Origin of the sequence: Rhodovulum adriaticum (assembly GCF_004345735.1) — a bacterium.
In the GTDB taxonomy this organism is placed as follows: Bacteria; Pseudomonadota; Alphaproteobacteria; order Rhodobacterales; family Rhodobacteraceae; genus Rhodovulum; species Rhodovulum adriaticum.
Genome location: NZ_SLXL01000001.1, coordinates 279,423 through 293,000 on the forward strand (window position 1 = coordinate 279,423; position 13,578 = coordinate 293,000).

Annotated in this window: 12 protein-coding genes; 7 read left to right on the plus strand and 5 right to left on the minus strand. The window is 67.1% G+C overall.

Annotation, left to right across the window (positions count from 1 at the left end):
* Positions 1-4: 4 nt before the first annotated feature.
* The gene (locus EV656_RS01215) at positions 5-1,375 is read right to left on the minus strand and encodes a GSCFA domain-containing protein (protein ID WP_132598635.1); all 1,371 of its coding nucleotides are present in this window, start codon (positions 1,373-1,375) and stop codon (positions 5-7) included.
* Between the two features lie 106 nt (positions 1,376-1,481).
* Between EV656_RS01215 and EV656_RS01220 the strand changes: the two genes are divergently transcribed.
* A complete protein-coding gene (locus tag EV656_RS01220) occupies positions 1,482-2,474 on the plus strand; it encodes a hypothetical protein (RefSeq protein WP_132598637.1) in 993 nt (330 codons plus the stop codon).
* A 21-nt stretch (positions 2,475-2,495) separates the two neighbouring features.
* Positions 2,496-4,052, plus strand: coding sequence for a phosphate ABC transporter substrate-binding/OmpA family protein (locus EV656_RS01225; protein WP_132598639.1), 1,557 nt, complete (start codon positions 2,496-2,498; stop codon positions 4,050-4,052).
* An 8-nt stretch (positions 4,053-4,060) separates the two neighbouring features.
* Here the strand turns inward: EV656_RS01225 and radC are convergent, their stop codons facing one another.
* The 3 genes from radC to dnaK all read right to left on the minus strand — a co-directional run bounded on the left by radC (position 4,061) and on the right by dnaK (position 8,018).
* A complete protein-coding gene (gene radC / locus EV656_RS01230; RefSeq protein ID WP_132598641.1) occupies positions 4,061-4,825 on the minus strand; it encodes a RadC family protein in 765 nt (254 codons plus the stop codon).
* Positions 4,826-4,874: 49 nt separating this feature from the next.
* The gene (dnaJ, locus tag EV656_RS01235; protein ID WP_132598643.1) at positions 4,875-6,026 is read right to left on the minus strand and encodes a molecular chaperone DnaJ; all 1,152 of its coding nucleotides are present in this window, start codon (positions 6,024-6,026) and stop codon (positions 4,875-4,877) included.
* 72 nt (positions 6,027-6,098) lie between these two features.
* Positions 6,099-8,018 carry a molecular chaperone DnaK gene (gene dnaK / locus EV656_RS01240; RefSeq protein WP_132598645.1) on the minus strand — a complete coding sequence of 640 codons (1,920 nt, stop codon included), beginning with the start codon at positions 8,016-8,018 and terminating at the stop codon, positions 6,099-6,101.
* Between the two features lie 171 nt (positions 8,019-8,189).
* On the opposite strand from dnaK, the gene EV656_RS01245 reads away from it, so the two are divergent.
* Positions 8,190-8,810, plus strand: coding sequence for an alpha-ketoglutarate-dependent dioxygenase AlkB family protein (locus tag EV656_RS01245; RefSeq protein ID WP_132598647.1), 621 nt, complete (start codon positions 8,190-8,192; stop codon positions 8,808-8,810).
* Here EV656_RS01245 and EV656_RS01250 read toward each other — a convergent pair.
* On the minus strand, positions 8,807-9,628 hold the full coding sequence (locus EV656_RS01250; protein WP_132598649.1) for an ABC transporter permease: 822 nt from the start codon (positions 9,626-9,628) through the stop codon (positions 8,807-8,809). The two genes, EV656_RS01245 and EV656_RS01250, sit on opposite strands and share 4 nt — an antisense overlap.
* A 135-nt stretch (positions 9,629-9,763) precedes the next feature.
* Between EV656_RS01250 and cysQ the strand changes: the two genes are divergently transcribed.
* From cysQ to galU, 4 genes are all read left to right on the plus strand, one after another.
* The gene (gene cysQ, locus EV656_RS01255) at positions 9,764-10,534 is read left to right on the plus strand and encodes a 3'(2'),5'-bisphosphate nucleotidase CysQ (RefSeq protein WP_132599455.1); all 771 of its coding nucleotides are present in this window, start codon (positions 9,764-9,766) and stop codon (positions 10,532-10,534) included.
* Positions 10,534-11,334 carry a 3-deoxy-manno-octulosonate cytidylyltransferase gene (locus tag EV656_RS01260; protein WP_132598651.1) on the plus strand — a complete coding sequence of 267 codons (801 nt, stop codon included), beginning with the start codon at positions 10,534-10,536 and terminating at the stop codon, positions 11,332-11,334. Before cysQ ends, EV656_RS01260 begins: the two co-directional genes overlap by 1 nt.
* Positions 11,331-12,578, plus strand: a complete 1,248-nt coding sequence (locus EV656_RS01265) for a glycosyltransferase family 2 protein (protein ID WP_165918914.1) — start codon at positions 11,331-11,333, stop codon at positions 12,576-12,578. Before EV656_RS01260 ends, EV656_RS01265 begins: the two co-directional genes overlap by 4 nt.
* 102 nt (positions 12,579-12,680) lie before the next feature.
* Complete coding sequence (gene galU / locus EV656_RS01270) at positions 12,681-13,571, plus strand: UTP--glucose-1-phosphate uridylyltransferase GalU (protein ID WP_132598655.1); 891 nt, start codon at positions 12,681-12,683, stop codon at positions 13,569-13,571.
* Positions 13,572-13,578 lie beyond the last annotated feature (7 nt).

A 13,578-nucleotide genomic window follows, 5' to 3' on the forward strand; every position in this document is an offset into this window, starting at 1 on the left:
GCGCCTACGCCACATCCAGCGATGCACCGATCTGCGCCCGGAAATCGGCGTGCCGGTCAGGGAAATTGTCGCGGTGATAGCGGAACCACTGCTGCGCCCGCAGGGTTTCGCCCGCATGCACCGACACCCAGACCATCCGTTCCACGAAACCGGGCTGCTCCGGGGCGATGCTGTGGCCGCGATGCAGGATCGCATAGCAGCCGTCCAGATCGCCCAGGGCCTTGCAGGCGGTGGCCCGCATGCCGATCAGGTTGGGGTGGCGGTCCATCACCGCAGGGTCCGCATCCAGCAGCGCGGCCAGTTCGGTCCAGTTCTCGGCACGGCTCAGCAGGCGGGCCTCGGCCAGAATGGTCGCGTCGGGATGGGTGTCCTCGCGGGTCTGCGCGGCCACCTCTTCGCCCATATAGGCGCGCAGCACGCTGTCCATGATCTGCATGACCATGTCGCCAGAGACATGCCGGTAATCATCCGCCCGCCAGGCCACCGCCGGGTCCGACAGGGCAACGCTTTCGTAAGAGGGAAAGTAATCGACGCCCTCTGTTTCGGCGGCGAACTGTTCCAGCGCGGCCCGCTGCACGGCCTTGGAATAGGCGTTCGCGGTCAGCACATCGCAATCGCGAAAGGTTGCCGCCATCGGCACAGGCGAGACCGTCGCCAGCAACCGCAGCGGCCGGTCGCGGTGGGCCACCAGCAACGCGTGGAACCGGCGCAAGCCCGCCAGCACATCCTCGTAGCTGAGCACGCGAAACTCGAACCGGCCCGGATGGGCCTCGACCACCTGCCGGGGCGGCGCAAGGTTCAGGTAGCGCCCCAGGCCGATATCGAACCAGGTTTCCACATAGCCCAGCGTCAGAATGATGACGTCGGCCTGAAAGATCTGGCCGACCGACGCGAAATACCGCTCCTTGAAGGCCAGAACATCGGCCACCGGCCCCGGCAGCTTGGGAATGCCCAACTGGGGGTCGAAGATCATGTTCGCGCCGCGCGGCAGGTGGAATACTGCCGTTTCGCCCGGATAGCTGGACGGGTCCAGCGCCCATTCCAGGTCGTTCAGCATCGAGTGGATGGAATACTTGTTCAGGAAATTCGCCGCCAGCCGGTCCTCGGGCACCATGTCGGCATAGTTCAGCCTGCGGCTCAGCACCTCCAGGCCAAGCTGATCCAGCGCCCCCTCCAGGTTGCGGGCAAAGCACGAGCCCATCGCATAGATGCTGTCCCCCGGCGCGATGGCAAAGCTCGGGCGCGGGCGCGGGCGGGCGATGGGATACAGCCGGTCGCCCTGCGACTGGGGCGCGGGGTATTTGCGCCATGGATTGTCCCCCGCGATGCGCAGGACATCCTCGGCACTCTGGGCATGGATCGGCCGGTCGGTCACGTCGCTCTCCGGTGTTGCGGGTCTGGGGCCGGGCGGGCCATGGCCCGAGTGTCACACTTTCGGGCCGCCGCATGCAACCGCCGCCGCGCACATGGAGGGCGCCTCGATGCCATACCACTGCCCAAATCGGGCGCTATCGCTGGACGGTGAAACGGTATTTTCGGAGGATCGGGTGAAGCTGCACCCAAGGCATCAGAGGCTGGTGGCCATCGGGCTGAGCATGGTCATCGTGTTCGGCACCAAGAGCCTGATCGGCCTTCTGGCCCCGGCGCCAGCCCCCGGCCCCGCAACGCCCCGCCTCAGCCCGATCGTATCGCTGCCCCCCGCCGATGCCGGGATGCCCCGTCTGCCCCAGGCGCCGGACCCGACCCGGACACGTGGACAGTTGCGCGTTCCCGCCGCGCCGCGCCTGCCGGCCGATCAAGCGGCCGCGCCCCCCCTGCCCCGGCTTGGGCCGTTCGGCCTGCCCTGCGATCCGGACCTTATCCTTGCCCCTGCCGACAGGCAGGGCCTGCACCTGACGCTGGCCGCGCCCTGCCACCTGAACCAGAGGGCGGACATCACGCTGGGCGCACTGCGCCTGTCCGCCCGCACGGATCATCTGGGACGCCTGATGCTGACACTGCCGTCCCTGGCCGGGCCCGCCACGCGCATCGCCTTTGCCGACGATACAGGCGTGGACCTGCCCGCCCCGACCGGCCCCGACGCCCTGCACCTGCGCGCCGGGCTGATCGCGCCGGCGGATGCCGGGGTGCAACTGCATGTCCACGAGGGTGACACCGCGAGCGGCGCGGTGGATCATCTGCGACCCGGCAAGGCCACCGGCACCGGACGCATCCATAGCATGGACCTGCCCGGCACCGGCATTGCCCAGCTCTATGCCACCCGCGCGACAGCGCCCACCGCCCGCCTGTCGATAGAGATGGAGATCACACCGGCCAATTGCGGGCGCGACGTGACGGCCATGATCGCCCTGCCCGGCACCGGCGATACCCTGACCGCGCATCCGCTGAACCTGACCGTTCCGGACTGCGGCGCAGTGGGCGAATTTCTGGTGTTGAAAAACCTCTCGCCAGACTGGACACTCGCCGCACGGTAACGTCACCCGGTTCGGTGCAGGATGCGGTTTCTCATTCGCGCGGCGGTTCTCGCCGCGCTGTTTCATCTTGGGCTGCCCGCCATGGCCCCCGCGCAGGATGTCACCCTGACCTCGCGCGATGGCGCGTTCGCGGTCAGCGGCACGCTTCTCAGCTTTGACGGCGAATTCTACCGGGTCGACACGGTTTACGGCCCCCTGACCCTGGACAGCCAGGGCGTGATCTGCACCGGCCCCGGCTGCCCCGACATGGAGGCCTATGTCGCCCGCTTTACCCTGTCGGGCAGCCCTGCCCTGGGCGCCGTGCTGATGCCCGCCCTGATCGAGGCACACGCCGCCCGCCGCGGCCTGCAACTGACCCGCACAGCCGCGGGCAAGGGGCTGACGCTATTCCGCCTCAGCGATCGCGAACACGGCCACCTGGTCGCGGAAATCGGCCTGCGGCTGGGCAGCACCGACGAGGGCTTTGCCGATCTGGTGGCCGAAGAGGCCGATATCGTCATGGCCGCGCGCGAACCCTTTGCCCAGGAACTGCGCCGCGCGCGCGAGGCCGGGCTGGGCGATCTGTCCCAGCCAGAGCGGCGCCATGTCGTGGCCCTGGATGCCATCGTGCCGGTGGTTGCCCCCGGCCACCCGGTGCAGGCGCTGGAAATCGCCGACATGATCGCCCTGCTGCGCGGCGACATCACCGACTGGTCCGCGCTGAACGGCCCCGAGGCGCCGGTATCCGTACACCTGCTGGGTGCGCGGGACGGGCTGCAACAGGCCGCGGCACGCCGCTTGCTGGGCGACACACCGCCGGCAGAGGGCGCCCGGCGCCACCCCGACGCCCGCACACTGGACAGGGCCGTGGCCCGCGATCCACTGGGGCTGGGACTGACACGCCATTCCGCCACGCGCGCGGCGCGGCAATTGCCGCTGATCGGGGGCTGCGGCATGCGCCTGCTGGCCACCCGCGAAACGATCAAGACCGAGGATTACCCCTTCGTCGCGCCGCTGTTTCTGTATACGCCCGCCCGCCGCCTACCGCTGTTCGCCCGCGAGTTCCTGGACTACCTGCAAAGCCCGACCGCGCAGCTGGTCGTGCGCCGCGCGGGGTTCGTCGATCTGATGCGCGACCGTATCCCGCTGCGCCAGCAGGGCGACCGCCTGGCCCAGGCCATTTCCACCGCCGGGACAGAGGTTCCGCTGTCCGAATTGAAGCGGCTGGTGCGCATCCTTGACGGGGCAGAGCGGTTGACCAGCACCTTTCGCTTTCGCAACGGGGCCACGGAACTGGACGCGCAGTCCCATGCCAATGTCGCGGCCCTGGCCCGCGCGCTGGAGGCGGGGCTGTTCAACGGGCGTACGCTGATCTTCGTGGGGTTCACCGACGGGGCCGGGGCGGCCACGGTGAACCGCCGGATCGCCCGCGACCGGGCCGAGGCGGTGCGCGACGCGGTGCGCGCGCGGGCCACGGCGGCCGACCCTGCGGCCGTGGCCCTGCGGGTCGCCGCCTTTGGCGAGGCGCTGCCGATCGCCTGCGATCAAAGCGACTGGGGCGGCCTGATAAACCGCCGGGTCGAGGTCTGGCTGCGCTGAGGCGCCGCCTACAGATACCCCTCTGCCCGAAAGCTGAGAACATCCGCCCGGCCCACGATGATATGGTCGTGCAGGGTCAGCGCCAGCACGCCGCAGGCATCGCGCACCTGCCCGGTCACGGCGATATCGGCCTGCGACGGCGTGGGATCGCCAGAGGGATGGTTGTGCACCAGGATCAACGCCGAGGCGTTCAGTTCCAGCGCGCGCTTGACCACCTCGCGCGGGTAGACGGGGACGTGATCCACCGTGCCGCGCGCCTGTTCCTCGTCGGCGATCAGCACATTCTTGCGGTCCAGGAACAGGATGCGGAACTGTTCGGTTTCGCGATGTGCCATCGCGGCACGACAGTAATCGATCAGCGCGTCCCAGCCAGAGATCACCGGGCGCTGCATCACCCAGCTGCGCGCCAGGCGGTGCGCGGCGGCCTCCACCAGCTTCAATTCCACCAGAACGGCGGGGCCAAGGCCCGGCACCTCTTCCAGGCGGGGGGCGGGGGCGGACAGCACGCCGTTGAAATCCCCGAACCGATCCAGCAACGCGCGGGCCAGCGGTTTGACATCCTGGCGCGGCATGGCACGGAACAGCACCAGTTCCAGCAATTCGTAATCGGGCAGGGCCGCGGCGCCGCCCTGCATGAAACGGTCGCGCAGCCGCTTGCGATGATCGCGGATGTAGGATGGCAGACGCGATCCCCCAGCCTGAACCGGCGCCGCCCCCACCGCGAAAAGCGGCAGGGGCGGTTCGCCAAAATCGGTATCGGGGCCAGGGCACATGCCCCGCAGGGTGCCGCAGCGGGATGAACAGACGGTTAACGCGGCTGCGTCAGCTCTTCATCCCGTCCCAGAAGCTTTTGACCTTCTTGAAGAAGGACGAACCCTCGGGGTTGTTTTCCTCGCTCAGTTCCTCGAACTCGCGCAGCAGTTCTTTCTGGCGCGCGGTCAGGTTGACGGGGGTTTCCACCGCCAGTTCGATGAACATGTCGCCCGCCCCCGTCCCGCGCAGCGGCGGCATGCCCTTGCTGCGCAGGCGCATCTGGCGGCCGGACTGGCTGCCGGCGGGGATTTTCACGCGCGACCGGCCGCCGTCGATGGTGGGCACCTCGATCTCGCCGCCCAGGGCGGCGGTCGCCATCGGCACCGGCACGCGGCAGAACAGGTTCAGCCCGTCGCGTTCGAACAGCGGGTGCTGGGCCACCTCGATGAAGATATACAGATCGCCCGGCGGTCCGCCGCGCAGCCCGGCCTCGCCCTCGCCGGCCAGGCGGATACGGGTGCCGGTTTCCACGCCCGCGGGGATATTCACGCTCAGCGCGCGGTCCTTTTCCACCCGGCCTGCACCGCCGCAGGCCTTGCACGGGTTCTTGATGATCTGGCCCAGGCCGCCGCAGGTGGGGCAGGTCCGTTCCACGGTAAAGAAGCCCTGCTGCGCGCGCACCTTGCCCATGCCCGAACAGGTCGGGCAGGTGGTCGGTTCCGCGCCGCCCTCTGCCCCGGTGCCGTTGCATACGTCGCACGGAATAGAGCCGGGAACGTTGATCGTCTTGTGCAGGCCCTGGTGCGCCTCTTCCAGCGTGATCCGCAGATTATAGCGCAGGTCGGACCCGCGCGTGGCGCGCTGCCGCCCGCCCTGGGCGCCGCCCATGAAATCGCCGAACAGGTCGTCGAACACGTTGGAAAAGGCAGAGGCGAAATCGCCCTGCCCCATACCGCCCATGCCACCGGGGCCGCGCGGCCCACCGCCCATGCCCCCCTCAAAGGCCGCATGACCGAAGCGGTCGTAGGTGGCTTTCCTCTCGGGGTCTTTCAGAACGTCATGCGCCTCGTTGACTTCCTTGAACTGGGCCTCGGCGTCGGGGTTGTCGGCGTTGCGGTCGGGGTGCAGCTCCTTGGCCTTGCGGCGGTAGGCCTTCTTGATCTCTTCGGCCGTGGCGCCGCGGGAGATGCCCAGAACCTCGTAATAATCGCGCTTTGCCATCAGCTGTCCTTATTGTCGGAAACACGCGACCGGCCCGGGGTCCGGGCCGGCCATATTCGGCGTCGCGCGCCCTTACGAACGCTTCTTGTCGTCGTCGAGATCCTCGAACTCGGCATCGACGATATCGTCGTCAACGCTGCTGGGCTCGTCGGCGTCATCGGCATCGGCCTCGCCGGATTCTTCCTGCTGGGCCTTGTAGATCGCTTCGCCCAGCCGCATCGAGGCCTCGGTCACGTTCTGGATGCCGCCCTTGATCTTGCCGGCATCCTCGGTTTCCAGCGTGTCCTTCAGCGCGGCCACGGCCAGTTCGATCGCCTCGACCGTGGAGGGATCGACCTTGTCGCCATGATCCTGGATCGACTTTTCGGTCGCGTGGATCAGGCTTTCGGCCTGGTTCTTGGTCTCGACCAGTTCCTTGCGGGTCTTGTCGGCCTCGGCATTGGCCTCGGCGTCCTTGACCATCTGGTCGATCTCGTCGTCCGACAGACCGCCCGACGCCTGAATCGTGATCTTCTGTTCCTTGCCGGTGCCCTTGTCCTTGGCCGACACGTTCACGATGCCGTTGGCGTCGATGTCGAAGGTCACCTCGATCTGCGGCATGCCGCGGGGCGCGGGCGGGATGTCCTCAAGGTTGAACTGGCCCAACAGCTTGTTGTCGGCGGCCATTTCCCGTTCACCCTGGAAAACCCGGATCGTCACCGCGTTCTGGTTGTCCTCGGCGGTCGAGAAGATCTGGCTCTTCTTGGTCGGGATCGTGGTGTTGCGGTCGATCAGGCGGGTGAACACACCGCCCAGCGTTTCGATGCCCAGCGACAGCGGCGTCACGTCCAGCAGCACGACATCCTTGACGTCACCCTGCAGCACGCCGGCCTGGATCGCGGCGCCCATGGCGACGACCTCGTCCGGGTTCACGCCCTTGTGCGGTTCCTTGCCAAAGAACTTGGTCACCTCTTCGATCACGCGGGGCATGCGGGTCATGCCGCCGACCAGAACGACCTCATCGATGTCGCTGGTGGACAGGCCCGCATCCTTCAGCGCGGCCTGGCACGGCTTGATCGAATTCTTGATGAGGTCGCTGACCAGGCTTTCCAGCTTGGCGCGGGTCAGCTTCATCACCATGTGCAGCGGCGTGCCGGTATTGGCATCCATAGAGATGAACGGCTGGTTGATCTCGGTCTGGCTGGACGAGGACAGCTCGATCTTGGCCTTTTCCGCCGCCTCTTTCAGGCGTTGCAGGGCCATCTTGTCCTTGGACAGATCGACGCCGTGTTCCTTTTTGAACTCATCCGCCAGATAGGCGACGATGCGCATGTCGAAATCTTCGCCGCCCAGGAAGGTATCGCCGTTGGTGGATTTCACCTCGAACAGGCCGTCGTCGATTTCCAGGATGGTGATGTCGAAGGTACCGCCGCCAAGGTCATAGACCGCGATGGTCTTGCTGTCCTTCTTGTCCAGGCCATAGGCCAGCGCGGCCGCGGTCGGTTCGTTGATGATGCGCAGAACCTCCAGGCCGGCGATCTTGCCGGCATCCTTGGTGGCCTGACGCTGGGCGTCGTTGAAATAGGCCGGCACGGTGATGACCGCCTGCTCGACCGTTTCGCCCAGATAGCTCTCGGCGGTTTCCTTCATCTTCTGCAGGATGAAGGCAGAGATCTGGCTGGGGCTGTACTTGTCGCCCTTCACCTCGACCCAGGCGTCGCCATTGCCGCCGTCGACGATGGAATAGGGGACGTGCTTCTTGTCCTTTTCCACCTCGGCATCATCGGCGCGGCGCCCGATCAGGCGCTTGACCGCAAAGACGGTGTTGTCGGGGTTGGTGACCGCCTGGCGCTTGGCCGGCTGGCCGACAAGGCGTTCGTTGTCGGTGAAGGCGACGATAGAGGGCGTGGTACGCGCGCCCTCGGCATTCTCGATCACGCGGGGTTGCGCACCGTCCATGATGGCGACGCAAGAGTTGGTGGTCCCAAGGTCGATCCCGATGACTTTGGCCATGTTGTGTTACCTCTTCTTCGGCGATGTTGTGGGAACAGGCCCGTCAGCGGCCCCTGCCCCCGATCCCAGAGAGGCCCGGTCATCCCCGGACCCCGTGTCTGCGGGGTATATAAGGAGGGGCCCCAGACCGTGCAAGCGCAGCACATGACAGAAATGTGAGGAGGTTTTCCAATGCCCGACACCGCCCCACCCCCCGACCTGACCGTTCGCGGCGTCGCGGTCTACAAGGGTTGGCTGGCCCCCGCCGCACAGGCCGCGATGGTGGATGACCTGCGCGCGGCGGTCGCCGCCGCCCCCCTGTTCCAGCCCGAAACCCGCTTTGGCCGCAAGATGAGCGTGCGCATGACCTCGGCCGGGCGCTATGGCTGGGTGTCGGACCGGCGCGGCTATCGCTACGACGCCCGGCACCCCTCGGGCGTGGCGTGGCCGCCGATCCCAGCCTCGGTGCTGGCGGTGTGGGACGCGATCACCGGACTGGACCGCCGCCCCGATTGCTGCCTGATAAACTACTATGCCGAAGGCGCCCGGATGGGCATGCACCAGGACCGGGACGAGGCCGATTTCCAATGGCCGGTGCTGTCGATTTCCCTGGGCGACGACGCGCTGTTCCGCATCGGCAACCTGGAGCGCGGCGGCAAGACCGAAAGCCTGTGGCTGACATCGGGCGACGTGCTGGTCATGGGCGGCGCGGCACGCCTGGTGCATCACGGCATCGACCGGCTGCGGCCCGGATCGTCGGGCCTGCTGACACAGGGCGGACGGCTGAACCTGACGCTGCGGGTGGTGGATTAACGCCCGGCCATCCAGCTTTTCGACGCGTATTTGCGCGTGTAGAATTCCCCCATCAACCCGATCATGATCAGCGCCAGGCTGACATAGATCGGGTAGCTGATCGAACTGAAATGCGGGTTGTAGTTGATGAAGGCAAAGCCGCGCGCCTGGTCGATCGTGTGAAACAGCGGGTTCCAGTCGAAAAAGGCCAGCACATACCCCGGCATCGTGTTGGCAACGAACATCTTGCCCGAGGCGATCATGTTCATCCGCTGGTAGATCATCTTGGCCATGTCGACAAAGCCAGGCAACCACGGCTTCAACGCCAACAACACCAGCCCGACGGCGACACCGGACAGCCACGCCAGCAGGAACATACCATAGGCCCCGACCGGGTCGTGTATCGTGATCGGCCCGAACGCCGCGTGATAGACGAACAGGATCACCACCATCGACAGCGTCTGCATGTACAACACGCCCAGCGCCGCCGATGTAATCGTGATCATCGTGTTCATCGGCGCGTGCAGCATCATCGCCGAGGTCGACCCCTCTGCCCCGACGATGGCGCCCACACTCTTGATGTGGGTGAGGTAGAGGAAGATCCCAGACATCAGGTAGACGACGAAATCGCCCCGCAAGGCAGAGCCGCGCAGCCCAAGCACCGCGAACATGATATAAAAGGCCAGCACGAACACCGCGGCCTGCATGATGTTCATCAACAGCCCGATCACCGCGTTCCCGTGGGCCATGCGCAGGTTGCGCACGGTCGCGTGAAAGATCAGGCCCAGTATCTGGAACAATCCGCCGACGGCGGTTTTAGGTCGTGTCGGCTGAAACATATATGCCGCCCTTTACGGGTCTGCCCTGCCCGTTCTTGCCGTTCGCCCCCCTCTCACGATAAGGGATTTCACCGAAGCTGACAACGCGCGCCCTTGAGGAGAGCCGATTTGGATTACGGAAAGCTTGAGACCGTGATGCGCCGCACCGCCCTGATGGCCGGAGCCAAGATCATGGAGATTTACGAGGCCGACGACTTTGACGTGCGCGCCAAGTCCGACGACAGCCCCGTCACCGCCGCCGACGAGGCCGCCGATGCGCTGATCTCGGCCGAACTGGCCGCGGCCTTCCCCGACGTGCTGATCGTGACCGAGGAACAGGCCGACAGCCACGCCGAAAGCGCGCGGAACTTCCTGATCGTCGATCCGCTGGACGGGACCAAGGAATTCATCAAGCGCCGGGGCGAATTCACCGTCAACATCGCCTGGGTCGAGGACGGACAGCCGGTGCGCGGCGTGGTCTATGCGCCGGCCAAGGGGCGGCTATTCTACACCCGCGCCGATGGCAGCAGCGTAGAGGAAACCGGCGACCTGGTACTGGACACGGTGGGGACGGTTGCACCGATCGGGGTGTCCGCGCCCGACAACGGCGCGCTGATGGTCGTGGCCTCGAAATCGCACCGCGACCAGGCCACCGACGATTACATCGCGAAATACGCGGTCAAGGACATGACCAGCGCCGGGTCTTCGCTGAAATTCTGCCTGATCGCCACCGGCGAGGCCGACCTTTACCCGCGCCTGGGCCGCACCATGGAATGGGATACCGCTGCGGGCCACGCGGTGGTGACCGGCGCGGGCGGTCAGGTCGTGCGCTTCGACGATCACACACCGCTGGACTATGGCAAGCCGGGCTATGAGAACCCGTTCTTCATCGTCCATGCCCCGGGCGTGGAGCTGAAGGCCGGCTGATGTCCGTCCTGGTCGTCATCCCCGCCCGCTATGCCTCTTCCCGCTATCCGGGCAAGCCGCTGGTCGCGCTGACGGGCGCGGGCGGACAGGCGCGCACGCTGATCCAGCGCTCGTGGCAGGCCGCGCAGGCAGTCGCGGGCGTGGACCGGGTGGTGGTCGCCACGGATGACGACCGCATTCGCACCACTGCGGAATCCTTTGGCGCCGAGGTCGTGATGACCTCTGAATCCTGCGCCAACGGGACCGAGCGGGTGGCCGAGGCGTTCGACCGCCTGGGGGGCGGGTATGACATCGTCGTCAACTTGCAGGGCGACGCACCGCTGACCCCCGCCTGGTTCGTCGAAGATCTGGTCAAGGGCCTGCGCGCCGACCCGGTGGCAGAGGTCGCAACCCCCGTGCTGCGCTGCGACGGGCGCGCGCTGGCCGCGCTGCTGGACGATCGCCGCGCGGGCCGGGTGGGCGGCACCACGGCCGTTTTCGGCTGGGACCGCCGGGCGCTGTATTTTTCCAAAGAGGTGATCCCCTATACCGGGCAGGACTACGCGCCCGAGGCGGAAACACCCGTGTTTCACCATGTCGGCGTCTATGCCTACCGCCCCTCGGCGCTGGCCGCCTATCCCCGCTGGCAGCCCGGCCCGCTGGAGGGGCTGGAGGGGCTGGAACAACTGCGCTTTCTGGAACGCGAACGCCCGGTTCTATGCGTCGAGGTAGAGGCCCGCGGCCGCCAGTTCTGGGAACTGAACAACCCCAGCGACGTGGCCCGGATCGAGGCGATGATGGCCGAGATGGGGATAAAATGAGCGCCGCGCCGCCGGTCTCGGTGGTGATTGCCAGCCACCGGCGGCCCGCGGCGCTGAAACTCTGCCTGACCGCGCTGCGTTTCCAGGACTACCGCCCGTTCGAGGTGATCGTCGCCGCCGACCGCGCCGGGCTGGACGCGGTGGCCGAACTGGACCTCGCCGCGCGCGTCAAGACCGTGCATGTCGAGGAAACCGGCGTCGCCGCGGCCCGCAATGCCGGGCTGGCCCTGGCAGCCGGCGATATCGTGGCCTTCATCGACGACGACGCGGTGGCCGAACCGACCTGGCTGCGCGAACTGACCGCCCCCTTTGCCGAGGCCCGCGTGGCGGCGGCGGGCGGCTTTGTGCGGGGGCGCAACGGCATTTCCTTTCAGTGGCGGGCCCGCTGGACCGATGACTGCGCGCGGCACTTTCCGCTGGATGTGCCCGACGACCGGCCCAGCCTGCACCGGGGCGACCGCGACCGCGCGATCCGGACCGAGGGCACGAACATGGCCTATCGCCGCGATACGCTGCTGGGGCTGGGCGGGTTCGACCCCGGCTACCGCTTTTTCCTGGATGAAACCGACGTGAACATGCGGCTGGCGCGCGCGGGTGCCGTGACGGCCATCGCACCCTGCGCGCAGGTGCATCACGGTTTTGCCCCCGGCCCCTTTCGCCGTCCCTGCCGGACCCCGCGCACGCTGTACGATATCGGCCGGTCCTCTGTCCGGTTCCTGCGCAAGTTCGCCCCAGACCAGGCGCACCCCGCCGCCCTGGCAGAGCTGCGCGCGGGCCAGCACGCCGCGCTGGTGGCCCGCCTGGTGGACGGCCGGATAGAGCCGCGCGACCTGACGCGCCTGTTGCGCACGCTTGAGGATGGCATCGCCGCGGGCCTGGCCGACACGATAACGGACCCGGCCCCGGTGCACCCGACCCACAGCGCGTTACTGCCCTTTGCAGACACCCCGCCGCGCCCGCAAAAGGTGCTGGCCGGGCGCGGCTGGTGGCGTCCATGGCTGCGCCGCCGGGCGCGCCGGCTGGCCGCGCAGGGCCACCCGGTAACGCTGTTTCTGTTCACCCATACCGCGCGCTACCACCGGATGGGCTTTTCCCCGGCGGGCTACTGGGTGCAATCGGGCGGGCTGTTCGGCCGATCCGAGCGCACTGGCCCGCTGATCCGCTGGTACACGTTGCCCGCGCGCCTGCGCCACGAATGCGCGCGCCTGCGACCCGTCCGCCCGCTGCGCGCCCCCGGGCGGTAAACGCGGCGGCTTTGCCTTTGCGATAACCGGGATTTGCTTTAGGCTTTTCCAGCGCGGCGGGGCGCTTCTTCAACAGTTGGCGATTAGACAAGCGAGGCATTCATGAAACGGCAAGTGACTAAGGCAATCTTCCCGGTGGCAGGTCTGGGTACGCGGTTCCTTCCGGCGACCAAGTCGATCCCGAAAGAGATCATGACCCTGGTCGACCGCCCGCTGATCCAGTACGCCATCGACGAGGCGCGGGCCGCCGGCATCAAGGAATTCATCTTCGTGACCTCGCGCGGCAAGGGCGCGCTGGAGGATTACTTCGACACCGCCCCGGTGCTGGAGTCGTCGCTGCGCAAGTCCGGCAAGGACCAGTTGCTGGAGCTTTTGAAGGCCACCAACATGGAAAGCGGCGCGATCGCCTATATCCGCCAGCACAAGGCCCTGGGGCTGGGCCATGCGGTCTGGTGCGCCCGGCGCCTGATCGCGGACGAACCCTTTGCGGTGATCCTGCCCGACGACGTGATCGCGGGCGAAACGCCCTGCCTGCAACAGATGGTCGAGGCGTATCAGGAAACCGGCGGCAACATGGTCGCCGCCATGGAGGTGCCCCGCGAAAAGGCCAGCGCCTACGGTATACTCGACATCGCCGAGGATATGGGAAACCGGGTCAAGGTCGGCGGCATGGTGGAAAAACCGCCCCTTGACCAGGCCCCCTCGAACCTGGCGGTGATCGGGCGCTATATCCTGACGCCCCGGATCTTGTCCAACCTCAACAAGAAGAAGCAGGGCGCGGGCGGCGAGATCCAGTTGACCGATGCCATCGCCGAAGAGATCGACGGCGAAGGCGTCTATGGCCTGCGCTTCGACGGGCGGCGCTTCGACTGCGGGTCCAAGGCGGGCTATCTGCAGGCCACCGTGTCCTTCGCGCTGGAACGCGAGGAACTGCACGACGAACTGCTCACCTACCTGCGCGAGGTCGTCGCGACCTCGGAGGCGGCGCAGTAACAAGGGC